We start from the raw sequence: 24,686 nt of genomic DNA on the forward strand, positions 1-24,686 counted from the left end.
GCTACTAAACACCCAGCTTTTTTCTCCACAGTTTTGCACATCTATATAGCACTCTGTGGGATTAGGTATAAAAAATGCCAGCGTTTGCTGGCATTTTTTCATCGTTCTCAGCATTAATTGAGATTATTGATTCTCAATTTTTGCCCAGGTATCACGTAGACCAACCGTGCGATTGAATACTAGATTATCTGCTGAAGAGTCTTTCGAGTCTGCACAGAAGTAACCCATACGTTCAAACTGGTAACCTTTTTCTGCTTCTGCAGAAGCTAGGCTAGGCTCGACGAAGCCATTGATCACAACTAATGATTCAGGGTTGATAGTAGAAGCAAAATCTTCCGCTGCGCCTGGGTTTGGCACCGTAAATAAACGATCGTACAGACGAATTTCCGCTGGAAGAGCTTTATCAGCTGACACCCAATGAATAACGCCTTTCACTTTACGACCATCTGCTGGGTTTTTACCTAGCGTATCTGCATCGTAAGAACAGAAGATCGTTGTGATGTTGCCTTCGGCATCTTTTTCAACGCGCTCAGCTTTGATCACGTAAGCACCACGTAAACGAACTTCTTTACCTAGCACTAAACGCTTGTACTTTTTGTTCGCTTCTTCACGGAAGTCTTCACGCTCAATCCACAATTCACGCGTGAATGGCACTTCACGCACGCCCATTTCAGGTTTATTTGGGTGGTTGGCAACTGTCAAGTTTTCTACTGCGCCTGCTTCAAAGTTTTCGATAACAACTTTAACAGGATCCAGTACAGCCATTGCACGCGGAGCGTTCTCGTTTAGGTCATCACGAATACAAGATTCTAATGAACTAAACTCGATCATATTTTCTTGCTTCGTTACACCAATACGCTTACAAAACTCACGAATAGATGCAGGTGTGAAGCCACGACGACGCAGACCTGAGACAGTCGGCATACGTGGATCATCCCAACCATTAACCAGTTTTTCAGTAACTAGCTGGTTAAGCTTACGCTTAGACATCACTGTGTATTCAAGGTTTAAACGACTGAACTCGTATTGATGTGGACGGCTTTCGATCGTGATGTTGTCTAGAACCCAATCGTACAGACGACGGTTATCCATGAATTCAAGCGTACAAATAGAGTGCGTAATGCCTTCTAATGCATCAGAAATACAGTGCGTAAAGTCGTACATTGGGTAAATGCACCACTTATCACCAGTTTGGTGGTGCGTAGCAAAACGCACACGGTATAAAACTGGATCGCGCATGACCATGAATGAAGAACCCATGTCGATTTTAGCACGAAGACACGCTTTACCTTCTTCAAATTCACCAGCGCGCATTTTTTCAAACAACGCCAAGTTCTCTTCAACAGAACGGTCACGGTATGGACTTGGTTTACCTGGCGCCTTTAGTGTGCCGCGGTATTCACGAATTTGCTCTGGACTTAGCTCATCTACGTACGCTAAGCCTTTGTTAATCAATTCAATTGCATATTCGTAAAGCTTATCGAAGTAGTTTGATGAGTAACATACTTCACCACTCCACTCAAAGCCCAACCAGTTTACATCTTTCTTGATAGACTCAACGTATTCGATGTCTTCTTTTTCAGGGTTTGTATCGTCGAAACGCAGATTACATTGACCCTGGTAGTCCTGAGCAATACCGAAGTTCAAACAGATAGACTTAGCATGACCGATATGCAGGTAGCCATTTGGCTCCGGCGGGAATCGAGTATGCACGCTAGTGTGTTTACCATCCGCTAGATCTTTATCAATGATCTGGCGAATAAAGTTTGATGGACGAGCATCAGCTTCACTCATCTATAGCACCTCAAAAATATTAGTATTGTCAGAGAAAACGGAACCCTGTATCCAAGTATGGTTTCACAGAGTACATTGTTCCTAATGATCCACAATTCTAAGCAATTAGACAACAAGAACTCGCTCTAAAACGACAATATTTATTGAGTTGGCGTGAAAGCAAAGCAGATTCAAAGGGCCTAAACGAAAAAAGGCCTCCTGCGGAGGCCTTTTGCGATGTTGTAGTATCAATTGTTTGCAATACCAATAACAAACAATCGCACCACTATTAAACAGTTAAGCTGGTAACTGAACACCACTTAAGTCTTCATCTTTAGATACATTCTTCATCTCACCAGCAACAATCTCTGCTAGTGGACCAAGGATAACTTGTAGGTTGTTTGTACCTAGCTTCACAACTCCCATAGCTCCAAGATCTTTCAGAGTTTTCTCATTGATAACGCTCATATCTTTCACAGAAAGGCGCAAACGAGTAATACAGGCATCGATAGAACTTAGGTTGTCATGACCGCCAAGTGCTTTCAAGTACTGACGAGCAAGCTCTGAAGAATTGCTTGATCCAGCCACGTTAGATGAAGCTTCTTCATCATCTTCACGTCCCGGTGTTTTAAGGCCAAACTTAACAATCACGGTACGGAACACGAAGTAGTAAACCGCAAAGAAACCAAGACCTTGTACAATGAGCATGTACCAGTTTACCGCTAGCGGGTTACGAGTCGACAATACTAAGTCGACTAAACCAGCAGAGAAACCGAAACCTGCAATCCACTGCATTGATGCCGCGATATAAACTGATAGACCAGTCAGCGCTGCGTGAAGAACGTACAGTCCTGGAGCAAGGAACATGAATGCAAATTCAAGTGGTTCTGTTACACCTGTAAAGAATGAAGCAAACGCAGCCGCAATCATGATAGATGCCACTTTCTCTTTATTCTTTGATTTCGCAGTATGGTACATCGCTAGAGCAGCGCCTGGTAAACCAAACATCATGATTGGGAAGAAGCCCGCTTGGTACATCCCCGTAACACCTACCGTTGCCGTGCCTTCAGCTAATGATTTCGCACCGCCAAGGAAGTTTGGAATGTCATTAATACCAGCAACATCAAACCAGAACACTGAGTTTAGTGCATGGTGCAGACCAACAGGAATTAGAAGACGGTTGAAGAATGCATAAACACCTGCACCTGCTTCACCCATACCTTGAATGCTTTCGCCAAAACTGACCAGACCGCCGTAAACTGATGGCCAAACGTACATCAGGATGAACGCAATAACGATACCAGCAAAAGACGTTAGGATAGGTACAAGACGCTTACCAGAGAAAAACGCCAGTGCTTTGTGCAGCTCTACGTGAGAAAAACGGTTGTACAACTCAGCAGAAACAATACCAACCAAGATACCTACGAACTGGTTATTGATTTTACCAAATGCAGCAGGTACTTCACTTGGGTCAATGCCTTGAATTTGTGATACTGCACCAGGGGCCAAAAGCGTTGTGACAACTAAGAAGCCCACGAAGCCTGAAAGTGCAGCGGCGCCATCTTTGTCTTTAGACATTCCGTAAGCAACACCAACAGCGAACAATACTGACATGTTGTCAATGATCGCTGCACCAGCTTTAATAAGAAATGCAGCAAGTGCACTGTTTGCGCCCCAGCCATTTGGGTCGATCCAGTAGCCAATACCCATGAGTATTGCTGCTGCAGGAAGTGTGGCAACCGGCACCATAAGCGCCTTACCCACCTTCTGGAAGTATCCGAGAATGTTCACCTTAAGTTCCCCCTATAGGATTAGATGTTATGTTGAATGACTTATTTCAGCCGTCCAATTTAGTCATCCTAAGTTTATGATATTAATTTTACTCCGCAAATTAAAAGCTCACCGTTTGTGATCATAATCACCACAATTTGCCCTTTCGGAAGGTTTTTGCTAGCGAGATCATAAAACTTATTTTATTATACGAAAAAATGGCGTTTTAAAGATAATATTCTCGCACTTTATGCAAGGCAGAATCAGTGTTATTTTGGTATCTAGGCGGGTAAATCACTGTAACTTTGCTCTGAAAAAGAATCATAAAAAACCATACAATTATTACTTTTCAGTTAGTTACTATGACAATAACATCGATAAAACGCGACTTGCTGTATGTGACTCGTTATCTAATTCAGTGATACAAACTAAGTACCCATATGACTGAAGCAGTCTCTACTTAGATAACGATATAGAAATTGAATTCTCATCTATAAGGACTAGCTGACTATGTACGCGCTAAGTAACTGTAAAATTTATACCGGTAGTGATGTTCTTACCGATCATGCGGTCATCATCGAAAACGATCTTATTCAATCTATTGTGCCGGTTTCTGAGCTACCTCAAAGCATCGAACTAAAAGACCTTGCAGGCGCTAATCTAAGTCCAGGCTTTATCGATCTGCAGTTGAACGGTTGTGGCGGTGTAATGCTAAACGATGCAATTACCCCTGAAACCATGCAAATCATGCACCAGGCAAACCTCAAATCTGGCTGTACTAGCTTCCTGCCAACACTCATTACGTCATCTGATGAAGATATGCGAACTGCAATTGCCGCAGCTCGTGAGTACCACAACAAGTATCAAAATCAATCGCTTGGTTTACACCTCGAAGGTCCTTACCTTAACGTCGCGAAAAAAGGCATCCATAACGTAGATTTTATTCGCCCATCAGACGAAAGCATGATCGACCTTATCTGCACAAACGCCGATATCGTAGCGAAAGTAACACTAGCACCTGAGCATAACGACCCAGAGCATATTGCGCGATTAAAGGCTGCTGGCATCGTAGTTTCAATTGGCCACACAAATGCAACCTACGCCGAAGCACGTAAAAGCTTTGAAGCAGGCATTACTTTTGCTACACACCTCTTTAATGCAATGACACCAATGGTTGGTCGTGAACCAGGAGTTGTTGGTGCAATTTACGATACTCCTGACGTATATGCTGGCATTATTGCTGATGGTTTTCACGTCGACTACGCAAACATCCGAATTGCTCATAAAATCAAAGGTGAAAAGCTTGTTTTGGTGACGGATGCCACAGCTCCAGCAGGTGCTAACATTGATCACTTTATTTTTGTCGGTAAGAAAGTATATTACCGAGATGGTAAGTGTGTTGATGAAAATGGCACGCTAGGCGGCTCAGCTTTGACAATGATTGAAGCAGTTCAGAATTCAGTTGAGCACGCGGGGATCGCTTTAGACGAAGCTCTACGAATGGCCACGTTATACCCAGCAACAGCAATTGGTGTTGAGGATCGCCTTGGCCGAGTTCGAAAAGGGATGGTTGCAAACCTGACTATTTTCGATCGTGACTTTAAAGTAAAAGCGACGGTTGTTAACGGACAATACGAGCAAAATTAAGCATGAATGGCGGACAGATTGGTAATGTAGATTTAGTAAAACAGCTTAACAGCGCTGCGGTATATAGGCTGATTGATCAGCAAGGTCCTATCTCCCGTATTCAAGTCGCGGACGTGAGTCAGCTCGCGCCTGCTAGTGTTACCAAAATAACCCGCCAACTTTTAGAGCGCGGCCTTATTAAGGAGGTCGCCCAACAAGCTTCAACTGGTGGTCGTCGTGCGATCTCTTTGACTACTGAAGTCAAACCTTTTCATTCGATTGCCGTTCGCTTAGGTCGAGATTACGTACAGTTCAGTTTATACGATTTAGGTGGTACCGCGCTGGCAGAAGATCAGCATGAACTGCACTACACTAACCAAGCAGACTTAATCGCAGGACTTATCGATTTATTAAAAGATTTCGTAAGCCGTTGCGAAGACAAAATTGATCAACTCATCGCTATCGGCATCACTTTACCGGGCCTTGTTAACCCAACAACTGGCGTGGTCGAATACATGCCTAATACCGATATCGATAATCTTGCTCTCGGTGAAATTGTTGGAGAGAAGTTTAATACAGCATGCTTTGTTGGCAACGACGTACGTGGCATGGCGTTGGCTGAGCACTACTTTGGAGCAAGCCAAGACTGCCAGGATTCTATTTTGGTTAGCGTCCACCGCGGTACTGGCGCAGGTATTATCGTTAACGGCCAGGTTTTTCTTGGTTTTAACCGCAACGTCGGTGAAATTGGTCATATCCAAATTGACCCGCTTGGTGAGCAATGCCAATGTGGAAACTTTGGCTGTTTAGAAACCGTAGCTGCAAACCCAGCGATTATTCAACGAGTGAAGCAACTGATTACTCAAGGATACGAATCAAGCTTAACCGACCTTGAAAACATCACAATTGAAGCGGTATGTCAGCACGCAATGAATGGTGATGAACTTGCGAAACAGAGTTTAGTGCGAGTGGGCAACCAGCTAGGTAAAGCGATTGCGATTACGGTTAACTTATTTAATCCACAGAAAATTGTAATTGCTGGCGATATTACTGCAGCACAAGATATTCTTTTCCCTGCAATTCAACGCAACGTAGAGAATCAATCTCTTAAAACTTTCCATAACGACCTCCCTATCGTGGCTTCTCACATTGATAAGCAGCCAACGATGGGCGCATTTGCGATGATTAAACGCGCTATGCTGAACGGAGTTTTGTTACAAAAGTTACTGGAAGACTAAGTTTATACAACCAATTGAGTTACAATCTCGGGCTGTGTTTTCACAGCCCGTTTTTGTATATCAGGAATACAGCTTAACAGTATGGAAATTATTCTAATTACAGCCGCTTTTTTAGCTGGTTTTATTGCGCTTAAATGCAGCCTCCCTCCCCTCGTTGGTTTTCTACTAGCTGGATTTGGCTTGCATGCATTTGGTTACCAAAGCAATGACGTTATCGTCACTCTCGCAGATCTTGGTGTTACTCTTCTTCTGTTTACTATTGGACTCAAACTCGATGTAAAAACCCTGCTGTCCAAAGAAATATGGGGAGGGGCAACCGCCCACAACATACTCTCTACCGCTTTTTTTGCCCTAGCGTTATCCGGCTTAAAACTACTGGGCTTGACTTCGCTAGCCAGTATGGACGGCAGCCAAATCCTGCTTTTAGCTTTTGCACTATCGTTCTCTAGTACCGTTTTTGCCGTAAAAGCATTGCAAGAAAAAGGCGAAATGAACGCGACCTACGGCACACTCGCGATCGGTATTTTGGTTATGCAAGATATTTTTGCCGTAGTATTCCTGACTGCTTCAACCGGAAAAGTCCCAGAATGGTATGCCATCGGTTTGTTCGCACTGCCTTTCCTTCGTCCCCTATTTTATAAGCTGCTCGATAAAGTTGGCCACGGCGAAATGCTGGTGCTATTCGGTATTTTCTTCGCGCTTGTTGTCGGTGCTGGGCTATTCGAGTTGGTCGGGATGAAACCAGACTTGGGCGCGCTAATTTTAGGCATGCTACTCGCAGGTCACCCAAAAGCCTCAGAACTATCCAAGTCATTATTCAATATGAAGGAGCTCTTTTTAGTCTGCTTCTTTTTAAACATTGGTTTATCCGCCTCATTGAGCGTGAATGGCGTCGTTCTCGCCCTGCTATTTATCTTACTGCTACCAATCAAAGGACTCTTGTACTTCGTCACTATTAATCATTTTAAGTTTCGAGTACGTACCTCTTTGCTCGCCTCTATATCACTATTTAACTACAGTGAGTTTGGTCTTATTGTTGCAGGGTTGGCCTATAAAATGGGCTGGATGCCAAGTGATATGCTTGCTGCGATTGCGGTTGCGGTGTCGGTATCCTTTGTAATTTCCGCGCCACTTAACCGCCTTAGCCATAAAATTTATCAACATTCAGGTAAGTGGCTGCAAGAGACAGCGGTAGAAAAGCTCAATCAACGCGACCAACTCATCAACCCAGGTCATGCCCAAGTATTGATCTTAGGTATGGGGCGTATTGGAACGGGCGCTTATGATGAGCTACGCTCACGCTATGGCAAAATTTCATTGGGTATAGAAATTCGTGAAGACGCTGCACATCATCATCGTTCAGAAGGAAGAAATGTGATTTCTGGTGATGCCACCGACCCGGATTTCTGGGAGCGAATTTTAGATACAGGTCATGTAAAACTGGTTCTGCTTGCAATGCCACATCATCAAGGTAACCAAACAGCACTTGAGCAGCTTAAACGCAGAAAATATAAGGGGCAAATTGCCGCTATCGCCGAATACCCAGATCAATTGGAAGGCTTACTTGAAAATGGCGTTGACGCAGCATTCAATATTTATAGTGAAGCTGGTAGCGGTTTTGCTCGACACGTCTGTAAACAACTTCAACCTAAATTCACACCAATTAAATAAGCAACAGCACTGATATTTTTCGGAAGGCTTTCTATTGATAGAAAGCCTTTTTTGTATAGTTTTTATACCAAACCTTGATCTCATTCACCAAAACAACGGTTGAGTTAAATATTCTCCATACAACAAGGCCTTTTATCATTTTTTTAATCACAAAACGTTGCTTTTTTTATTAGTAATGGCAAATTTAAACCATACCGATTAGAAATTGTTTAGTTTAGTAAGGATGTAGTATGTGTTCAGTATTTGGCATTTTAGACATTAAAAGCGATGCAGCCGCATTGCGCCCTATCGCATTAGAGATGTCGAAAAAACTTCGTCACCGTGGCCCAGACTGGTCTGGGATTTACTCTTCAGAGCGTGCTATTTTAGCGCACGAGCGCTTGGCGATTGTTGGTCTAAATAGTGGTGCACAGCCGCTATACAGCCCTGATAAGAAGCTCATCCTTGCCGTCAATGGTGAAATCTACAACCATAAAGAAATTCGTGCTCGTTACGAAGGAAAGTACGAATTTCAAACCGATTCAGACTGTGAAGTCATTCTTGCACTTTACCAAGATATGGGTGCAGATCTCCTTGAAGAACTAAACGGTATTTTCGCTTTTGTGCTCTACGACGAAGAAAAAGATGAGTATTTAGTCGGACGTGACCATATTGGTATTATCCCTCTTTATCAAGGTCACGATGAGCATGGTAACTACTATGTGGCATCAGAGATGAAGGCTCTTGTTCCAGTATGTAAAACAGTAAGTGAATTCCCTCCTGGTAGCTATTACAGCTCTAAAGATACTGAGCCAACACGTTACTATGTTCGTGACTGGAACGAGTACGCAGCAGTACAAGGTAACAGCACTAGCAAAGAAGAATTGACTGAAGCGCTAGAAGCGGCTGTTAAACGCCAACTAATGACTGACGTGCCTTACGGTGTACTTCTTTCGGGCGGTCTAGATTCTTCTATTACATCTGCGGTAGCAAAACGCTTTGCAGCGATGCGTATTGAAGATGATGAAAAGTCTGAAGCTTGGTGGCCTCAACTGCACTCTTTTGCTGTTGGCCTAGAAGGCGCGCCTGACCTGAAAGCCGCTCGCGAAGTTGCCGACCAAATTGGTACCGTTCACCACGAAATGACGTACACGATTCAAGAAGGTTTGGACGCGATTCGTGACGTGATTTACCACATTGAAACGTATGACGTGACGACTATCCGCGCATCAACACCTATGTTCTTAATGGGTCGTAAGATCAAAGCGATGGGTATCAAGATGGTATTGTCTGGTGAGGGCGCTGACGAAATCTTTGGTGGCTACCTTTACTTCCACAAAGCGCCAAACGCGAAAGAGTTCCACGAGGAGACTGTGCGTAAACTGCTTGCTCTGAACATGTTCGACTGTGCTCGTGCTAACAAGTCGCTGGCAGCATGGGGAGTTGAAGGACGCGTACCTTTCCTAGATAAAGAGTTCATAGATGTAGCAATGCGCTTGAACCCAGCAGACAAGATGTGTGGCAACGGTAAAATGGAGAAACACATCCTTCGTGAGTGCTTCGAGCACTACCTGCCAGAATCGATCGCATGGCGTCAAAAAGAGCAATTCTCTGATGGCGTTGGCTACAGCTGGATCGATACGCTGAAAGAAGTAGCGGAACAGAAAGTGACAGACCAGCAGATGGAAACAGCTCAATATCGATTCCCATACAACACGCCAACGACAAAAGAAGGCTACGTGTACCGTGAAATCTTTGAAGAGTTATTCCCACTTCCATCAGCAGCAGAGTGTGTACCAGGAGGCCCTTCAGTAGCGTGTTCTTCAGCGAAGGCGATTGAATGGGATGAATCGTTCCAAAACTGTGTTGACCCATCAGGTCGTGCAGTACAGACCGTTCACAACGATTCATACTAATTCTCTACGATACAGATAAGGGTTGGTTCGTCCAACCCTTTTAAAACAGACAAAAAATTAGATACGATCAATTAGATACGATCAAAAAGAGGTGCTTTTGCACCTCTTTTTATGTTTGATGGAATTAGGCTATTTTAAATCTAAATCACTATTGTCTATGCTGACAGGCACACGCTTGGTGATCATCTGAACTAGCATAATTGAGCGTTTCTCACCATCTTGTTCTTGGAAGATGGCATCTATGCCCGCAAATTGACCGCTTTTAACTCTAATTTGATCGCCTGGTTTTGGCATGCATTCAGAAACGGTATTGTCATTACAACACTTTTCTAGCTGCATCAATTCGAAGACCAAGTCACCTTGAACTTCTTTCGGTTGAGCACCAAAACGCACAAAGTCAACAACACCTCGAGTAGAGCGGACTGAGGTGAAGTTTGGCCCTTGCTCATAATCAAAGTAAGCGAATACGTAACAAGGAAACAGCGGTTCCTCGACTTTTTGTCTTTTCCCGCGCAAAATCTTCTCAACTTCTACAGTTGGATAAAAGCACTCTACACCTTGATTTTCAAGGTGTTGTTTCGCCCTAACCTGCTCCCCACGTTTACAATAAAGTAGATACCAACGTTTCATCTTTTTACTAGCCAATTCTATTTTGTTTTTATCCTAGCATTAAGCCAAAGTTGAGTCATTGATATTCAGTTTATCTATAAAAGTATGATTATACATCGCTCGCATTAACGACATTTTTCAGTAACTTACGATAAAGAAGTCCATAGGCAAAAATGGAAATTAAGTTTGTAACACAACCAATACACCATCATATAATCTGCAAATCCAATCAAAAACAGCCACTTAACAAACAAAAATAGTTGAATGGCAAAATTTTATTATTTGTCACTCGTTGAATTGCATTGTATACGTAGAAGTCGTTAAAAAATGTAATAACTATTATTAGAAGAGCTTATGTCAAACCAACATCAATATTTTGGTCATCCACGTGGCCTGTTCTTATTGTTCGGTACAGAACTGTGGGAACGCTTTTCTTACTACGCAATGCGTGCCATTCTCGTGCTTTACCTTACTGATACAACAATGAATGGCGGCCTTGGCTGGTCAACCAAAGACGCATTAGACCTATACGGCATATACACAGGGCTTGTGTATATCACGCCTCTTATCGGTGGTTACCTAGCAGATAACTATTTAGGTCAACGTCGCTCAATTTTGCTTGGTGGCGCGTTAATGGCCATCGGCCAGTTTACTCTTGCACTTCCTGCTGATGCTTTAGGTATTGGTTCGCTACACAGTTTCTATTTAGGTCTTGGCCTACTTATCACTGGTAACGGTCTCTTTAAGCCAAATATCTCAACCATGGTTGGCGACCTTTATCAAGAAGGTGACAACCGTCGTGACGGCGCATTCACTATCTTTTATATGGGTATCAACTTAGGTGCATTACTTGCCGGCGTCGTTTCTGGCTCTGTGACAACCTCTTACGGTTGGAAAGCTGGCTTTGTTGCCGCTGGTGTGGGTATGCTGGTTAGCCTAGTGATGCAAATGGTACTGGCTCAATCATGGCTTGGTGATATTGGTCGCGAACCAGCGGCGAAACGAGATCTAAACAACAAAAACGCCACCACGAAGCAGCCACTCACCAAAGAAGAAGTGAATCGACTAAAAGTAATTCTGGTCATGAGCTTATTCACTATTGTCTTCTGGGCAGGCTTTGAACAAGCTGGTGGTCTGATGAACATCTACACTCAACAATATACTGATCGCATGATTGGTGGTTTCGAAGTTCCTGCTGCGTGGTTCCAATCACTAAACCCATTTTTCATTATTACTCTAGCGCCAGTTCTGGCTGTCCTTTGGGTAAAATTGGGTAAACGTGAACCTACTTCGCCAGTGAAATTTGCGATGGCACTATTTTTCTTGGCGATTGGTTTCCTTTGTATGGTTGGCGCAGTGCTAGAACAAGGTGGAGATACAACAGTAAAAACATCGATGTTATGGTTGGTCGGCGCTTTCTTCTTCCACACATTAGGCGAGCTGTGTTTATCACCAATTGGTCTTTCATTGGTGACTAAATTAGCACCGCTTCGCTTAGCTTCACTTATGATGGGTGCATGGTTTGGCTGTAATGCGATTGCTAACTATGTTGCGGGCTATGTGGGCTCTCACGTAGGCGAGTTAGGCGCTATGGCTATCTTTAGTGGTATTGCGGTCAGCGCAACCGTAAGTGGCGTAATTTTGCTCCTATTCTCTAATACACTCGTTCGCTGGATGCATGGTGCTGAAAATACGCACAGCACGGCAGAGCAAGTAGAAGAGCAGCAAGTACAAGTTGCTTGATCGCTCAACTAAACGTAGAAAGGGTCGCTATTGCGACCCTTTTTTGTATCTAAAGTTTAGATTGAACTAACTCAACCATCATCTCGATATGAAGTTCACTATCGTTCAAACAAGGGATGTAGGTAAAGTTTTCGCCACCAGCTTCAAGGAAAATCTCTTTACACTCTTCCGAGATCTCTTCCAACGTCTCTAAACAATCTGACGAAAATGCAGGGGTCACAACATTAATATTTTTCACACCCTTTGCAGGAAGTGCCTCTAGGGTCTTATCGGTATAAGGTTGAAGCCACTCTTCTCTCCCAAATCGGGACTGATACGTCATGCCAATTTGTTGTTCGCTTAAACCTAACGCTTCCCCAAGCAAGCGAGTCGTCTCTTCACAATGCTGTGGGTAAACATCACCATTGTCAGCATAGCGTTTTGGAATACCATGATAAGAACACAGCAGGTAATCTCCTTGACCATTCTTTTGCCAATGTTCACGAACTGAGTGCGCTAACGCTTCAATATATTTTGGGTGATTGTAATAATCACGAATAAAGATAAAGCCTGGCATCACAGGCAGGTTCTTAAATGCTTTAGTGATTCCGTCAGAAACCGCTGCCGTTGTTGTGCCCGAGTATTGCGGATACAAAGGTAAAACAATGACTTCATCAACGCCTTGCGCCAATAGGGCTTCAAAGCCTGATTGCAAACTTGGGTTACCATACGTCATACCAAGCTCTACAGGTATATCAAGCTTTTGTGCCAACTTTTCCGTTTGGCGTTTAGAGTACACCATCAACGGCGAGCCCTCTTCCATCCATACTGATTGATAGAGTTTGGCAACTTTAGGAGCTCGGATAGGAAGGATAACGCCGTGCAATAGTGGACACCAAAGCCATCGAGTCATGTCTACCACTCGGTGATCATGAAGAAACTGACTTAAAAAGCGCTTTACGGCAGGAGCGGTTGGTGCGTCAGGAGTTCCCAGGTTAACTAGGAGTACACCCTGTTTATTATTCTCTTTCATAACATCCTATTCATGGTAAACGGCTTGGTTCATATATTTAAGTAACCTCGAAGTAACGAATAGCCGAGCTGAAGTTAATTAGATATATGTTTACGAGTAAACTAAAAAAAGCGACCACTTGGGCCGCTTTCAATATATCAAAATATTAAATTTTTGACTTCAGCAAATTAAGATAGTGCTTTCTCGATATCCGCACTAACTTCAGCTACTTGCTTAGTACCATCAAACTTAAGGTACTTAGTCTTTCCTGCTTCAGCTTCTTTGCCGTAGTAGTTGATTAGCGGTGCAGTTTGCTCGTGGTAAACACCTAGACGAGCACGTACTGTTTCTTCTTTGTCGTCATCACGAACAACAAGATCTTCACCAGTTACATCATCTTTACCTTCCACTTTAGGCGGGTTGTAAACCACGTGGTAAGTACGACCAGAAGGAAGGTGAGCACGACGACCAGCCATACGCTCAACAATCACATCGTCTGCAACGTCAAATTCGATAACGTAGTCTACGTCTACGCCCATTTCTTTTAGGCCGTCAGCTTGAGGGATAGTACGTGGGAAACCATCTAGTAGGAAACCGTTTGCACAGTCTTCTTGAGCGATGCGCTCTTTGATAAGACCAAGGATGATTTCATCAGAAACTAGCTGACCAGCGTCAATAACAGCTTTAGCTTGTTTACCAAGCTCTGTACCTGCTTTGATAGCAGCACGAAGCATATCACCAGTAGAGATTTGTGGAATACCGTATTTTTCCATGATGAAGTTTGCTTGTGTGCCTTTACCTGCACCTGGAGCACCTAGAAGAATGATGCGCATGATTTATCCTCTTTAATATTTAAGATTTATACCGAAGCTCACAATAGCTGACCTCTTAGACATCAAACCTGAGAAGCACCTGCAACGATAAGTTTCGGTATAACGTATATAGGCGAGCAAAAATACACGCCTTATTACTCACATTCAAGTCGCAGATTCTATCACAGGTTCTCTGAGCAAAGAGTGTATTAAGACTAAAGAATGTTAACAGTACCCTCTTTCACGCCCTATTGATTATTAACTCAGCACTTGAGATGCAAAATTTTGCGACAACAAACAAAAAGCTCGCGAAATGCGAGCTTTTTGATTTGCAGAGGTTATTACACCTTAGTCAAAAGTTGATTAACGGCTCCTAAGAACTCTGTTGGATCTTCAATAGAGCCTCGCTCCGCTAGCATTGCCTGACCAAGCAGAACTTCAACCCAGCGACCAAACGCTTCTTCATCGGCTTCGTCAGCCATACGCTTAACCAATTCGTGCTCAGGGTTTAGCTCAAAGATGTATTTCACTTCCGGCACAGCTTGACCAGCTGCCGCAAGAAGCTTCGCCATTTGAGTGCCCATTTCGTAATCGTCCGTTACCACAACAGCAGGCGTGGATGCGAGTTTGAAGGTCGTACGAACTTCTTTCACACGATCGCCTAGGTAAGACTTCGTGCGCTCTACAACCGACTTAAACTCTTCTTCGGTTTCTTTTTGCTTCTCTTTTTCTGCTTCATCTTCAAACTGACTTAGATCAAGCCCAGCCTTAGTAATTGACTGGAACTGTTTACCATCAAACTCAGTTAAGTAGTTCATCAGCCACTCATCAATGCGGTCGTACATCAAGATAACTTCAATGCCTTTCGCTTTGAACTGTTCTAAGTGAGGGCTGTTTTTCGCAGCTGCATAGCTGTCTGCCGTCAAGTAGTAGATCTTATCTTGACCTTCTTTCATGCGCTCAACGTAAGACGCCAAGCCCACAGTTTGCTCAGAAGAATCCACTTCAGTTGAAGCAAAGCGCAATAAACCTGCAACTTTCTCTTTGTTTGCAAAGTCCTCCGCAGGGCCCTCTTTCATCACAAGACCAAACTCTTTCCAGAATGATTGGTATTTCTCTTCGTCATTCTTGGCCATACGCTCGAGCATCGTTAGCACGCGCTTAGTACAAGCATTACGTAGAGATTGAGTCACTTTATTGTCTTGTAAGATCTCACGCGATACGTTTAGCGGTAAATCGTTTGAGTCTATTAAACCACGTACGAAGCGTAAGTATGACGGCATAAATTGCTCTGCATCGTCCATAATGAATACGCGCTGTACGTACAGTTTCAAGCCTGATTTGTGGTCGCGGTTCATCATATCCCAAGGTGCTTTCGATGGGATGTATAGTAAGCTCGTGTAGTCGTTTTTACCTTCTACACGGTTATGACTCCAGACCAAGGGATCGGCAAAGTCATGTGATACGTGCTTGTAGAACTCTTGATACTCTTCTTCTGAAATATCAGATTTGTTACGCGTCCACAGTGCTTGGGCTTTGTTGATTTGCTCCCACTTCTTCTCATCTGTTTCCTTGCCTTCGTCATCACGAACGACAGTTTGGATTGAAACAGGAATGCCGATGTGATCAGAGTACTTACTGATAACGTCACGTAGACGCCACTCATTCAAAAACTCTTTACCCTCTTCACGCATATGAAGAATGATGTCGGTACCACGTGACTCTTTGGTAATGTTTTCGATGGTGTACTCACCTTCACCCGCTGAGTGCCATTGTACCGCTTCATCAGCGGCTAGACCCGCAGCGCGAGTGCGCACGGTAACGGCGTCAGCAACGATAAATGCCGAGTAGAAACCAACACCAAACTGACCAATAAGCTGAGAGTCTTTGCTCTGCTCTTCAGATAGCTTTGAGAAAAACTCAGCTGTACCAGATTTTGCGATTGTTCCTAAGTGCTCAATCACATCATCACGGCTCATACCGATACCGTTATCAGAAATGGTTAAGGTATTTGCGCTTTCATCAAACGACAGTTTCACGCAAAGGTCTGCATTACCTTCGTATAGATCTGGGTTAGATAACGCCTGAAAGCGCAGTTTGTCTGATGCATCTGATGCGTTAGAGATCAGCTCGCGCAAAAAGATCTCTTTATTTGAATAAAGAGAATGGATCATTAAATGCAGTAGTTGTTTTACTTCTGATTGAAAACCACGAGTTTCTTTATTTTGAGATACGGTTTCGCTCATGTGTGCTCCATAACATCTAAACTAATTGGCTTTTTATAGGGACAAGTTTGTGACTTTCCCCTTGAAATCACCTTACCGAGATGTCATTTAACATGTGGCTGACAAATGTAAATTCAAGGTCAATATTGCTAAAAACGGTGTTTTTTTAGAAAATTTTAATTATCCTACCCGTCTAAAAGCATCTAAAATGTCGTGCGCACTCCAAGCGCCCCGGTAATTTTGTGACATAAATCACTATAATTACAACATCATCCATCTAAGAAGAACTAAATGACTAACATTGGCACCAAATTTCTACTTGCTCAAAGGTTCACCTTTGATCCAAATAGTAATTCGCTCGCTGACCAACAAAACGGCAACGACGTTGTACGATTAGGAAGCAACGAAAGCCGTATACTTCTGATGTTGGCAGAGAGACCAAACGAAGTTTTAACCCGTAACGAGCTTCACGAGTTTGTTTGGCGTGAGCAAGGTTTTGAGGTGGATGACTCAAGCCTGACTCAAGCGATTTCTACTCTGCGTAAGATGTTGAAGGATTCAACAAAATCTCCAGAGTTTGTTAAAACGGTACCTAAACGTGGCTACCAACTCATTTGTTCAGTGGAACGCTTGAGCCCATTTTCTACTGACTCTAACACTGACGTTGAAGAAACCGCTTCTGAACACGAAGCGCCAGCAGTGGAGTTAGAAGCGAGCGATACACCACCAACAGAGATAGTGACCGATACTACTGCTGATATTGAGCCTCAAGTAGAGCCGACTAAAACTCAGCCGAAGCCAGCATCTAACACGATTAACTGGCTACCGCGTGTCATTATCTTTTTGTCTCTGCTGCTTCCTGTTTGCGTATTGTTATTCACGAACCCTGCGGAATCCCAATTCCGTCAGATTGGTGAGTATCAAAGTGTACCGGTGATGACACCTGTAAATCACCCTCAAATCAACAACTGGTTGCCTTCAATAGAGCAATGCATTGAGCGCTACGTGAAGCACCATGCAGAAGACTCGTTGCCAGTGGAAGTGATTGCCACTGGTGGACAAAATAACCAGCTGATTCTGAACTACATTCATGACAGTAACCACTCTTACGAGAACGTAACACTGCGTATTTTCGCAGGTCAAAACGATCCAACAGACATCTGCAAATAAAGGAGGCCAATATGAAGATTAAATTAGCATCTGCGGTTTTGGCCGTATCCGTTCTTTTCAGTAGTTGGTTGTATTGGGGAAGTGACCTAAAAGTGGAGCAGCTCCTCACAGCAAACGAATGGCAGTCGACCATGGTGACAGTCATTACAGACAGCTTGCCTGACGATACTGTCGGCCCACTACGCCGAGTTAATGTTGAATCAAACGTGAAATATCTCCCTAATGGTGACTATATTCGCGTAGCAAATATCAAACTATTCGCTCAAGGTTCAACCGCAGAATCAACGATAAATATCTCGGAAAAAGGCCGCTGGGAAGTAAGTGACAACTATTTGTTGGTCTCGCCTTCGGAGTTTAAAGATATTTCATCTTCTCAATCAAAAGACTTTTCCGAAGCACAGCTACGTTTGATTACTCAAATTTTTAAGCTAGATGCGGAGCAAAGTCGTCGTATTGACGTCGTGAACGAAAAAACACTATTGCTCACTAGCTTGAACCACGGTTCTTCGGTACTGTTTAAAAACTAATTTTGATTGGATGATAAGGGGGCAAGACGCCCCCTTTGTTTTGCTTATGGATTGGCTAGATACCCTTACCCTTTTTTTCGGTTCACTAATCGCCAACACGCTGGCTTCACTTTCCGGTGGCGGAGCAGGCTTGCTTCAATTCCCTTTACTCATCTTTCTCGGCTTACCGTTCTCCGTTGCGCTAGGCACACATAAAGTGGCTTCGGTCGCTTTAGGCTTAGGCGCAGCAAGCACGCATTTAAGATCAGGCACTATTAAATGGAAAATCGCGCTCTACCTTATCTTGTCCGGTAGTATTGGCGTGATTTTAGGGGCTAACTTAATTGTACAGATCCCTGATGGTATCGCGGAAAAGATGCTCGGTACGATGATCCTAGCGCTAGGTATCTACTCGCGATTTAAGACATCGCTAGGCCAAGCTGAAGTAATACGCAACCGTCATCCTATTGGTTGGGTTATTGGTGGAATTGGCTTACTGTTTATCGGCATCATTAACGGATCTCTTACCGCAGGTTCTGGTTTGCTCGTGACACTATTTTTGGTGCGCTGGTTTGGTTACGACTACAAACAAGCCGTTGCTTACACCATGATTTGTGTCGGCCTGTTTTGGAATGGCATTGGAGGCATTGCCGTCGCACAGGCAGGGACCCCTATTCACTGGGCTTGGCTGCCTGTTTTATTGTTAAGCTCATTTCTAGGCGGCAGTTTAGGCGCATGGGCCGCGACTCGATACAGTAACAGAGTGATTAAAGTTGCATTCGAAATTCTCACGTTTGCCGTGGGCATCAAGTTGCTGGTTTAAAAAGATTAAAAGGAAAGTTTCATGGATAAAGCAATCATTGATATTTATTACTGCCGCCAGTGCAACTGGATGTTGCGTTCAACTTGGCTATCGCAAGAATTACTGCATACTTTTAGCGAAGAAATAGAAACAATCAGCTTACACCCAGACACAGGTGGTCGCTTCGAAATTTTCTGTAATGGCCAACAAATTTGGGAACGGAAAAAAGACAGCGGCTTTCCTGAAGCCAAGGTGCTAAAACAGCGCGTTAGAGACATTATCGACCCAGAACGCGATTTAGGACATTCAGACACAAAATAGGGAGCAATTCGCTCCCTATTTTTTTACTTAGTAAAACCGTTAAATCATGGTTTGTGCTAATACTTCGCCTTCTGGCGTTTTTACCGTTAGCTTATTGTCTTCTAGAGTACCAAAGCTTCTCGGTAAGCCATTACGTGGGAATGTCATCGAGCCTGGGTTGAATATAATGGCTCCATCTTGCATCTCTGCGACGGGAACATGTGTATGACCGTGGGCGATGATATCACCTTCACGCAGTGGCGGCCGTTTTTCAGAGTTGTACAAGTGACCATGAGTCAAAAAGATTCTCTTGCCAGATTCAAGTAGCACCCATGAGTAATCCATCATCATTGGAAACTTCAATAGCATTTGGTCCACTTCACTATCACAGTTGCCACGTACAGAAATAATTTGATCACTGTATTGGTTCAATAAGTCTGCTACCTGTGGAGGGTTGTAGCCTTCTGGAATAGGGTTTCGCGGCCCATGGTTTAGCGTATCTCCTAGCAAAATCAGGTGGTGCGCACCAGAGGCCAAAAATAGATCAATGGTTTCTTTAGTTGCTGGCAAAGAGCCATGCAGGTCTGAGGCAAAAAATAGTTTCACGACATCGTCTCCTCAAAAAGTATGAGGTCATTCTACGGCATTTTTTTAGCAGCTCAACCTACGACGGTTTGAATACTACTGATAGCGCAATGATTCAATGACCATAGGCAAAACATAGAACCATGCTGCATACGCTGTTCCAACCAACACCAGTATCCAAAACACCATCGACATAAATTTTGATTTGGCTAGATGGTGCAGCGGATCGGGCTCTCCGCATCCTGGACATGCATGAGCGCGTTTTGAGATTTGTTTCTCACACACGGGGCAAGAGACTAAAGGCATGATACAGATTCCTCGACATTAGGCTTAGGGCGCAAAGAATAATGGTGAATTAACACATATGCAACCTAACATATATTAAATATTTTAGTTCTTTGTAACAGTCGCTGACTTGAGAAAAAATTCGTTGATTTTTCATTTATATCAACCTATTACACTTCTTCTCGCACCATACCATTGATGACAATATTGTTATAACTCACCATCCCAATGACCTCGCCACTTTCAATGACCGGCGCTCTGCTTATGCCAAATCGCTCAAACAAACGGGCACAATATTTTACGTTCATATCTGGTTCGACACACAAAGCGGGCTTGGTCATGATTTCATAAATATTTGTGCGCTGAGGAGAACGATTATTCGCCAGCACCTTTTTGGCGATATCATTCATCAACACGATGCCATATTCATCATTATCATCTCGCTTTTTCACCACCAGCGCTTTGACTTGGTATTTTTTCGCTAGCGTTATGCCTTCGTATACGGTCATCAGTCCATCAACCATTACATACGTTGCCGCCATAACATCTCGAACTCTAATTATCGTTTGACTGCTCATAATTCATCCTCAACCACTTTGGTCAACGTTTCTACTTGATGCGCGACACCGACTGCATCTTCAATATCGATCTGAATAGCAATCCCCTGTCCCGACTCTCTGTCAAATTCACCAACCTCATTAATGGTTTCTAATATGTGTCGAGAGAGATGTTCCTCGACCACAAACAGCAGCACATCTTTTTGCACTTCTAGCGTTAAACCAAAAAACGTTCGCTTTTGATTTAAACCTTGCCCGCGAGCATTGTTAATCACTGTTGCACCGGTCGCACCAGCATCGCGTGCAGCGTCCAACACCTTGTCTGTTTTGCTGTCTTCAACAAACGCAAGTATCAATTTAAAGCGCATTTTCTTCTTCCTCCGAGATGTTTTTATTCAGCCACTGGGTTATTTGCGCATAGCCCATCACAGAGATCATAGGAAATAGACTGGCAAACGCGATCAAGCCAAAGCCATCAATCATTGGGTTTCTTCCAGGGACGGTCGAAGCAAGCCCTAACCCTAATGCAGTTACAAGTGGGACAGTGACAGTAGAAGTTGTTACGCCTCCAGAATCGTAGGCGAGTGGAACAATAAGCTTGGGAGCGTAAAACGTTTGAATCACAACGACGATGTAACCCGCGATGATGTAATAATGAATGGGATCGCCCACGACAATCCGGTAACTCCCTAATGCAATACCAATTGCCACCCCAAACGCAACGGCTACGCGCAAGCCGTTAATACTGATACTGCCTCCAGAGACTTGGTTTGCTTTTATCGCTACAGCGATTAAAGAAGGCTCTGCAATCGTGGTACTAAAGCCTATAAAAAAGGCGAAGGTGTAAACCCAATAATAGTCGACCCACATTAAGGCTTTCCCTACAGATACTTTGAACTCTTGTAAAAACTCCGGCGCCGTTAATTGCACAGCCATCGTCTCCCCAAGTGGAAACAACGCCATTTCTAATCCAAGTAAAAAAAGAGCTAGCCCGAAAATCACATAAACGAACCCAAGCAAAACTTTCTTAAGGTTGCTAACAGGACGCCTTAACACCGCTAACTGAAAACCAAAAATAATGCTGGCGATGGGAACGACGTCTCGAACGGTCGATAATAAAGTGTCTAGGAAATGATCAATTGAAATCATGTTACGACCATTCCGTAAACCATCACAAACATCATCGGTAACAGCGAGGCAAAAGCGATTAAACCAAAGCCATCCACCATAGGGTTACGCCCTTTAATAGAAGACGCTAAACCGACGCCCAGTGCAGTGACCAGAGGTACTGTTATGGTGGACGTGGTTACACCTCCGGAATCGTAAGCGACACCAATAATGGCTTCAGGTGCAAACCACGTCAGTATTACAACGCCGACGTAGCCACCAATGATCATGTAATGAATCGGCCACCCTTTTAAGATACGCAAAACACCGATAACGATGGCTATCCCCACTGAGAGAGCTACTGTTACTCGAAGTCCTTCTCCGTAATCCTGCATGGACTGCTCTGAGTTAGCGATCATTCCGCCCTCTGCCGCAACTTCTGAGGCTTCTTCCGCTACCGCGGTTAATGCAGGTTCAGCTATCGTGGTGCCAAACCCCAAACAAAACGCAAAGACTAATAACCAAAACACGCTGCCTTTTTTTGCAAAGGCTTGAGCCATACTCTCTCCGATAGGAAAAAGACCAAGTTCTAGGCCAAAGATAAAAAAGGTTAATCCTAAAACGACAAGCAACAAGCCAAAAAGAATGGAGACCAGGTTGGGCAGCGGCTCTTGCAAAACGACTAATTGGAAAAAAGTGATAACAATGATGATGGGTAATAAGTCACGAGCACTATTGAGGAGCGCTCGAAAAAGCGCAACAAATGCTTCCATGCCTATCCTCCTTGATTGTGCAAACTGATTACGCTCGTTCCAATGAGCGATAACTTCTAGTCTGGCATAGATTTCACTCTTCTACCGTGAATGCACTAGCGCCATCTATAACATTTAGTTACATATTTTCTAATATGTGAAGTTAATAGTATCTCTGCCAGCTTGTCACTATCCCAGAAATAATGGTGTTGAGATGATCAAGCTAAGAACAAAACGACTATAATGTTCTAATACGTGTACATTCAAAGAGATAACATGAAGATATTACTCACAGGTGGCACTGGGTTTATTGGCTCGGAGTTGCTCAAGCTGCTATCAACTCACCAGGTTATGCTACTTACACGCTCTCCAGAGCGAGCAAAACAACGCCTACAGCATGCTGATCTGGGTAATATCGAATACCTTGACTCGCTCGAGTCGTTCGCCGATCTCAATCACGTTGATGCCGTCATTAATCTTGCAGGTGAGCCTATTGCGGATAAAAGGTGGACCAGCGAGCAAAAAGAAAAAGTCTGCAAAAGTCGTTGGAAAATTACCGAACAAATTGTTGAGCTGATCCACGCAAGTACCGAACCTCCCTCTGTTTTTATTAGTGGCTCGGCAGTTGGCTACTATGGTGACCAACAAGATCATCCGTTTGATGAGTGCTTACATGTTAATAGCGACGGCTTTCCTCACGAGGTTTGTGCAAAGTGGGAGCAAATAGCTAAGCGCGCAGAGTCGGAACAAACACGGGTTTGTCTACTGAGAACTGGCGTGGTACTCGGCCTTAATGGTGGTGCGTTGGCAAAGATGCTATTACCTTACAAGCTTGGCGTAGGCGGCCCACTTGGGAACGGTAATCAGTACATGCCTTGGATTCACATCCTAGATATGATCCGCGCTATCATGTACTTGCTTGAAACACCACATGCCCACGGTGCATTCAATATGTGCGCCCCCCATCCTGTGACTAATCGTATATTCAGCGGCACACTAGCTAAAACGCTAAAACGTCCGCATATCTTGTTCACGCCTAAATGGGCGATGGAACTCCTAATGGGAGAATCTTCCTGCTTGTTGTTTGATAGCATGAGAGCCAAACCCAAAAAACTCACCGAACTGGGCTTTAAATTTAGCTACTCCAGAATAGAGCCAGCACTCAAGCACTTGCTTCATGACCGGAGCTGATGAATGATGGCTCCAATCAATGTTTCTGAGTCTTAAATTAAATTATGAAAAAGTCGATTCTTATTACGGGTTGTTCAACCGGCATCGGTTACGTGTGCGCTCACGCCCTACAAAACAAGGGATTTAATGTCATTGCATCTTGTAGGAAAGAACAAGATGTCCAGCGCCTAATTAATGAAGGGCTAACCTGCATCAATCTAGACCTAAATAGCCCAGAAAGCATTTCTTCGGGCGTGAAGCAAGCGCTAGAGTTAGCAGAAGGTAAGCTTTACGCAGTGTTCAATAATGGTGCCTATGGTCAGCCCGGAGCACTGGAAGACTTACCCACCGAGGCTCTTCAAGATCAATTTCAGACCAACTTTTTTGGTTGGCACCAGTTGGTCAGAGAGGTGCTTCCTCATATGCGCCAGCAAGGCGAAGGACGCATCATACAAAACAGCTCTGTTCTTGGTTTTGCCGCAATGAAATACCGTGGTGCCTATAATGCATCAAAATTTGCCTTAGAAGGCTGGACAGATACGCTCAGGCTAGAGCTTGCGGATACGAATATCAAAGTGGCATTGATAGAACCAGGACCGATCGAAACTCAATTTAGAAACAATGCATTACGAGCCTTTGAGAAGTGGGTTGATATTGAATCTAGCCCCCATCGTCATGCTTATGAAGGACAAAGAGAGCGACTCAACAACAACAAGTCTAATAATCGATTTGTTTTGCCTGCAGAGTCTTGCATCGCACCAGTTCTTCATGCATTAACTAGCGTTTCACCGAAAATTCGTTATCGAATTACTACACCGACTAAATTATTCGCAGTCTTGAAAAGACTATTACCAACCCGTGTACTTGATAAAATTTTGCGACAGGCTGCATAAAAAAGTTTTGTCGAAATGTAATTTCACCGTAACAATGTGATGTCATTATGAACATGTAGGTTAAAAAAACCTCAACTAAACGAATCAATTTCTACGCAATTCAGCGGGGATTCTTTCGCCCAAAGTGATTGAGTTGCTTAGATTTGGTATCGCCACCCATTACGTTTTGTAGCAATGTTTATACTACTGCGAGGCAACAATGACAT

The 24,686-nt window shown here is 43.7% G+C and carries 23 protein-coding genes; 11 read left to right on the forward strand and 12 right to left on the reverse strand.

Features of this window, described 5'->3' with window-relative positions:
• Nucleotides 1-123 precede the first annotated feature (123 nt).
• Together glnS and nagE are read right to left on the reverse strand one after the other, a co-directional pair.
• A complete protein-coding gene (gene glnS / locus R7Q39_RS16305; RefSeq protein ID WP_005382124.1) occupies nucleotides 124-1,794 on the reverse strand; it encodes a glutamine--tRNA ligase in 1,671 nt (556 codons plus the stop codon).
• A gap of 276 nt (nucleotides 1,795-2,070) precedes the next feature.
• On the reverse strand, nucleotides 2,071-3,564 hold the full coding sequence (gene nagE, locus R7Q39_RS16310; RefSeq protein WP_005384985.1) for an N-acetylglucosamine-specific PTS transporter subunit IIBC: 1,494 nt from the start codon (nucleotides 3,562-3,564) through the stop codon (nucleotides 2,071-2,073).
• Nucleotides 3,565-4,053: 489 nt separating this feature from the next.
• Here nagE and nagA point away from each other — a divergent pair, with 489 nt between their 5' ends.
• The 4 genes from nagA (at nucleotide 4,054) to asnB (ending at nucleotide 9,973) form a co-directional block, all read left to right on the forward strand.
• Nucleotides 4,054-5,190 (forward strand): N-acetylglucosamine-6-phosphate deacetylase, encoded by a 1,137-nt coding sequence (nagA, locus tag R7Q39_RS16315; RefSeq protein WP_025766987.1) that lies wholly within the window; start codon nucleotides 4,054-4,056, stop codon nucleotides 5,188-5,190.
• A 2-nt stretch (nucleotides 5,191-5,192) separates the two neighbouring features.
• Nucleotides 5,193-6,407, forward strand: coding sequence for a DNA-binding transcriptional regulator NagC (gene nagC, locus R7Q39_RS16320; protein WP_053307520.1), 1,215 nt, complete (start codon nucleotides 5,193-5,195; stop codon nucleotides 6,405-6,407).
• Between the two features lie 81 nt (nucleotides 6,408-6,488).
• A complete protein-coding gene (locus R7Q39_RS16325; protein WP_318076451.1) occupies nucleotides 6,489-8,078 on the forward strand; it encodes a cation:proton antiporter family protein in 1,590 nt (529 codons plus the stop codon).
• A gap of 230 nt (nucleotides 8,079-8,308) precedes the next feature.
• The gene (gene asnB / locus R7Q39_RS16330; RefSeq protein WP_005384979.1) at nucleotides 8,309-9,973 is read left to right on the forward strand and encodes an asparagine synthase B; all 1,665 of its coding nucleotides are present in this window, start codon (nucleotides 8,309-8,311) and stop codon (nucleotides 9,971-9,973) included.
• Nucleotides 9,974-10,102: 129 nt separating this feature from the next.
• Here asnB and rfaH read toward each other — a convergent pair whose 3' ends face one another.
• Nucleotides 10,103-10,603, reverse strand: a complete 501-nt coding sequence (gene rfaH / locus R7Q39_RS16335) for a transcription/translation regulatory transformer protein RfaH (RefSeq protein ID WP_005382098.1) — start codon at nucleotides 10,601-10,603, stop codon at nucleotides 10,103-10,105.
• A gap of 333 nt (nucleotides 10,604-10,936) precedes the next feature.
• Between rfaH and R7Q39_RS16340 the strand changes: the two genes are divergently transcribed.
• The gene (locus tag R7Q39_RS16340) at nucleotides 10,937-12,325 is read left to right on the forward strand and encodes a peptide MFS transporter (RefSeq protein WP_005382097.1); all 1,389 of its coding nucleotides are present in this window, start codon (nucleotides 10,937-10,939) and stop codon (nucleotides 12,323-12,325) included.
• Between the two features lie 49 nt (nucleotides 12,326-12,374).
• Here the strand turns inward: R7Q39_RS16340 and hemH are convergent, their stop codons facing one another.
• The 3 genes from hemH to htpG all read right to left on the reverse strand — a co-directional run bounded on the left by hemH (nucleotide 12,375) and on the right by htpG (nucleotide 16,374).
• Nucleotides 12,375-13,337 carry a ferrochelatase gene (gene hemH, locus R7Q39_RS16345; RefSeq protein ID WP_005384976.1) on the reverse strand — a complete coding sequence of 321 codons (963 nt, stop codon included), beginning with the start codon at nucleotides 13,335-13,337 and terminating at the stop codon, nucleotides 12,375-12,377.
• 167 nt (nucleotides 13,338-13,504) lie between these two features.
• The gene (adk, locus tag R7Q39_RS16350) at nucleotides 13,505-14,149 is read right to left on the reverse strand and encodes an adenylate kinase (RefSeq protein ID WP_005382094.1); all 645 of its coding nucleotides are present in this window, start codon (nucleotides 14,147-14,149) and stop codon (nucleotides 13,505-13,507) included.
• Nucleotides 14,150-14,469: 320 nt separating this feature from the next.
• Nucleotides 14,470-16,374, reverse strand: coding sequence for a molecular chaperone HtpG (htpG, locus tag R7Q39_RS16355; RefSeq protein ID WP_017819957.1), 1,905 nt, complete (start codon nucleotides 16,372-16,374; stop codon nucleotides 14,470-14,472).
• 270 nt (nucleotides 16,375-16,644) lie between these two features.
• Here htpG and R7Q39_RS16360 point away from each other — a divergent pair, with 270 nt between their 5' ends.
• Genes R7Q39_RS16360 through R7Q39_RS16375 form a run of 4 tightly spaced genes read left to right on the forward strand, consistent with a single transcriptional unit; the run spans nucleotide 16,645 to nucleotide 19,152 of the window.
• Nucleotides 16,645-17,523: a transcriptional regulator gene (locus tag R7Q39_RS16360; protein ID WP_064353705.1), complete on the forward strand. Its 879-nt coding sequence runs from the start codon at nucleotides 16,645-16,647 to the stop codon at nucleotides 17,521-17,523.
• 11 nt (nucleotides 17,524-17,534) lie between these two features.
• Nucleotides 17,535-18,050 (forward strand): transmembrane regulator ToxS, encoded by a 516-nt coding sequence (gene toxS / locus R7Q39_RS16365; protein ID WP_005382091.1) that lies wholly within the window; start codon nucleotides 17,535-17,537, stop codon nucleotides 18,048-18,050.
• 46 nt (nucleotides 18,051-18,096) lie between these two features.
• Complete coding sequence (locus R7Q39_RS16370) at nucleotides 18,097-18,852, forward strand: sulfite exporter TauE/SafE family protein (protein WP_031781351.1); 756 nt, start codon at nucleotides 18,097-18,099, stop codon at nucleotides 18,850-18,852.
• A gap of 21 nt (nucleotides 18,853-18,873) precedes the next feature.
• Nucleotides 18,874-19,152, forward strand: coding sequence for a SelT/SelW/SelH family protein (locus R7Q39_RS16375; protein WP_005382088.1), 279 nt, complete (start codon nucleotides 18,874-18,876; stop codon nucleotides 19,150-19,152).
• 39 nt (nucleotides 19,153-19,191) lie between these two features.
• Here the strand turns inward: R7Q39_RS16375 and yfcE are convergent, their stop codons facing one another.
• The 6 genes from yfcE to R7Q39_RS16405 all read right to left on the reverse strand — a co-directional run bounded on the left by yfcE (nucleotide 19,192) and on the right by R7Q39_RS16405 (nucleotide 22,438).
• Complete coding sequence (yfcE, locus tag R7Q39_RS16380) at nucleotides 19,192-19,737, reverse strand: phosphodiesterase (RefSeq protein ID WP_005389637.1); 546 nt, start codon at nucleotides 19,735-19,737, stop codon at nucleotides 19,192-19,194.
• Between the two features lie 75 nt (nucleotides 19,738-19,812).
• Nucleotides 19,813-20,022: a hypothetical protein gene (locus R7Q39_RS16385; protein WP_005382086.1), complete on the reverse strand. Its 210-nt coding sequence runs from the start codon at nucleotides 20,020-20,022 to the stop codon at nucleotides 19,813-19,815.
• A 149-nt stretch (nucleotides 20,023-20,171) separates the two neighbouring features.
• On the reverse strand, nucleotides 20,172-20,579 hold the full coding sequence (locus R7Q39_RS16390; RefSeq protein WP_031781352.1) for a CBS domain-containing protein: 408 nt from the start codon (nucleotides 20,577-20,579) through the stop codon (nucleotides 20,172-20,174).
• On the reverse strand, nucleotides 20,576-20,926 hold the full coding sequence (locus tag R7Q39_RS16395) for a P-II family nitrogen regulator (RefSeq protein WP_005382084.1): 351 nt from the start codon (nucleotides 20,924-20,926) through the stop codon (nucleotides 20,576-20,578). The genes R7Q39_RS16390 and R7Q39_RS16395 overlap by 4 nt, the downstream gene beginning before the upstream one ends.
• Nucleotides 20,916-21,707 carry a DUF1538 domain-containing protein gene (locus R7Q39_RS16400; protein ID WP_005389639.1) on the reverse strand — a complete coding sequence of 264 codons (792 nt, stop codon included), beginning with the start codon at nucleotides 21,705-21,707 and terminating at the stop codon, nucleotides 20,916-20,918. Before R7Q39_RS16400 ends, R7Q39_RS16395 begins: the two co-directional genes overlap by 11 nt.
• On the reverse strand, nucleotides 21,704-22,438 hold the full coding sequence (locus R7Q39_RS16405; RefSeq protein WP_005382077.1) for a DUF1538 domain-containing protein: 735 nt from the start codon (nucleotides 22,436-22,438) through the stop codon (nucleotides 21,704-21,706). Before R7Q39_RS16405 ends, R7Q39_RS16400 begins: the two co-directional genes overlap by 4 nt.
• A 255-nt stretch (nucleotides 22,439-22,693) precedes the next feature.
• Here R7Q39_RS16405 and R7Q39_RS16410 point away from each other — a divergent pair, with 255 nt between their 5' ends.
• Nucleotides 22,694-23,608: a TIGR01777 family oxidoreductase gene (locus tag R7Q39_RS16410; RefSeq protein ID WP_169628603.1), complete on the forward strand. Its 915-nt coding sequence runs from the start codon at nucleotides 22,694-22,696 to the stop codon at nucleotides 23,606-23,608.
• Nucleotides 23,609-23,652: 44 nt separating this feature from the next.
• Entirely contained in the window at nucleotides 23,653-24,480 is an 828-nt protein-coding gene (locus tag R7Q39_RS16415; RefSeq protein ID WP_171344859.1) for an SDR family oxidoreductase, read from the forward strand.
• Nucleotides 24,481-24,686: the final 206 nt, after the last annotated feature.

Source organism: Vibrio sp. 947, from assembly GCF_033339115.1.
In the GTDB taxonomy this organism is placed as follows: Bacteria; Pseudomonadota; Gammaproteobacteria; order Enterobacterales; family Vibrionaceae; genus Vibrio; species Vibrio alginolyticus.

Bases quoted from the DNA above. Each gene is read 5' to 3' on its own strand.
- glnS (WP_005382124.1), bottom strand. From the start codon at position 1,794: ATGAGTGAAGCTGATGCTCGTCCATCAAACTTTATTCGCCAGATCATT.
- nagA (WP_025766987.1), top strand. From the start codon at position 4,054: ATGTACGCGCTAAGTAACTGTAAAATTTATACCGGTAGTGATGTTCTT.
- nagC (WP_053307520.1), top strand. From the start codon at position 5,193: ATGAATGGCGGACAGATTGGTAATGTAGATTTAGTAAAACAGCTTAAC.
- R7Q39_RS16325 (WP_318076451.1), top strand. From the start codon at position 6,489: ATGGAAATTATTCTAATTACAGCCGCTTTTTTAGCTGGTTTTATTGCG.
- asnB (WP_005384979.1), top strand. From the start codon at position 8,309: ATGTGTTCAGTATTTGGCATTTTAGACATTAAAAGCGATGCAGCCGCA.
- rfaH (WP_005382098.1), bottom strand. From the start codon at position 10,603: ATGAAACGTTGGTATCTACTTTATTGTAAACGTGGGGAGCAGGTTAGG.
- R7Q39_RS16340 (WP_005382097.1), top strand. From the start codon at position 10,937: ATGTCAAACCAACATCAATATTTTGGTCATCCACGTGGCCTGTTCTTA.
- hemH (WP_005384976.1), bottom strand. From the start codon at position 13,337: ATGAAAGAGAATAATAAACAGGGTGTACTCCTAGTTAACCTGGGAACT.
- adk (WP_005382094.1), bottom strand. From the start codon at position 14,149: ATGCGCATCATTCTTCTAGGTGCTCCAGGTGCAGGTAAAGGCACACAA.
- htpG (WP_017819957.1), bottom strand. From the start codon at position 16,374: ATGAGCGAAACCGTATCTCAAAATAAAGAAACTCGTGGTTTTCAATCA.
- R7Q39_RS16360 (WP_064353705.1), top strand. From the start codon at position 16,645: ATGACTAACATTGGCACCAAATTTCTACTTGCTCAAAGGTTCACCTTT.
- toxS (WP_005382091.1), top strand. From the start codon at position 17,535: ATGAAGATTAAATTAGCATCTGCGGTTTTGGCCGTATCCGTTCTTTTC.
- R7Q39_RS16370 (WP_031781351.1), top strand. From the start codon at position 18,097: ATGGATTGGCTAGATACCCTTACCCTTTTTTTCGGTTCACTAATCGCC.
- R7Q39_RS16375 (WP_005382088.1), top strand. From the start codon at position 18,874: ATGGATAAAGCAATCATTGATATTTATTACTGCCGCCAGTGCAACTGG.
- R7Q39_RS16385 (WP_005382086.1), bottom strand. From the start codon at position 20,022: ATGCCTTTAGTCTCTTGCCCCGTGTGTGAGAAACAAATCTCAAAACGC.
- R7Q39_RS16390 (WP_031781352.1), bottom strand. From the start codon at position 20,579: ATGAGCAGTCAAACGATAATTAGAGTTCGAGATGTTATGGCGGCAACG.
- R7Q39_RS16395 (WP_005382084.1), bottom strand. From the start codon at position 20,926: ATGCGCTTTAAATTGATACTTGCGTTTGTTGAAGACAGCAAAACAGAC.
- R7Q39_RS16400 (WP_005389639.1), bottom strand. From the start codon at position 21,707: ATGATTTCAATTGATCATTTCCTAGACACTTTATTATCGACCGTTCGA.
- R7Q39_RS16405 (WP_005382077.1), bottom strand. From the start codon at position 22,438: ATGGAAGCATTTGTTGCGCTTTTTCGAGCGCTCCTCAATAGTGCTCGT.
- R7Q39_RS16410 (WP_169628603.1), top strand. From the start codon at position 22,694: ATGAAGATATTACTCACAGGTGGCACTGGGTTTATTGGCTCGGAGTTG.
- R7Q39_RS16415 (WP_171344859.1), top strand. From the start codon at position 23,653: ATGAAAAAGTCGATTCTTATTACGGGTTGTTCAACCGGCATCGGTTAC.